We start from the raw sequence: 733 nt of genomic DNA, 5'->3' as shown, positions 1-733 counted from the left end.
GGCACGCAAGCCAAGGCACGCGTTGGCGGTTGTCATCGGATGTTGGCCCCGGGCGCGCAGCACCACAGCGGTGCCTGCGCGCCCGGCGTCAACGGGCGCGGGGGGGAGTTCACGCCCAAAACCGCCTTACTTCGCGGGCGTCAACACGGGGGCGCCGCGATTCTTAAGCAGGAACACCACGAACTTTGCCGGCTCGGTCTTGCTGGCGTTGCGTCCGACAGTGTGGACGTCATTCGGCCCTTCATAGAAGGTCTGTCCCGCGGTGAGGGTGACTTCCTTGCCGCCGCGCACGCCCATCACGATCGATCCTTCCAGGACGTACAGGAAGGCATGTGCATCATGGCGATGCACCGGATCAACGGCGCCTGGAGGATATTCGACGGTGATCATCACCCCTTCCTTGCCAGGATAGTCGCTGAGCGCCTTCGTCATGAGCATGGCCACTTTCGCCTCGGGAGCGGCTTCCTGCGCGCTGGCGATCCCTGATGCCGCCAGCAGCAGCACGGCGAGAATTCTGGAGAGAGTCATGGTTGTTGCCTCTTGGGATGCAAGGTGTCGATCAGGACAGTCCGGCCTTGTCCAGGCCGAGGGGCTTGTCGAATCCGCCGGGCTGCGGACGGAAGGCGACGTTGATGCGGTTCCATGCATTGATCGCCATGACCAGATAAGTCAGGTCGACGATTTCCTTCTCGGACAGCTGCGCGCGAACGCGCTCGTAGACATCGTCGGGTAC

General features: G+C 63.0%; 1 protein-coding gene. It reads right to left on the bottom strand.

Going from position 1 to position 733, the window contains the following annotated elements; genetic code table 11:
• Positions 1-126 precede the first annotated feature (126 nt).
• Entirely contained in the window at positions 127-504 is a 378-nt protein-coding gene (locus tag JMF82_RS21865) for a cupin domain-containing protein (RefSeq protein ID WP_236585626.1), read from the bottom strand.
• Positions 505-733: the final 229 nt, after the last annotated feature.

Source organism: Dyella sp. EPa41 (assembly GCF_016586165.1).
GTDB lineage: Bacteria > Pseudomonadota > Gammaproteobacteria > Xanthomonadales > Rhodanobacteraceae > Dyella.
This window is presented reverse-complemented; position numbering and strand designations above follow the sequence as displayed.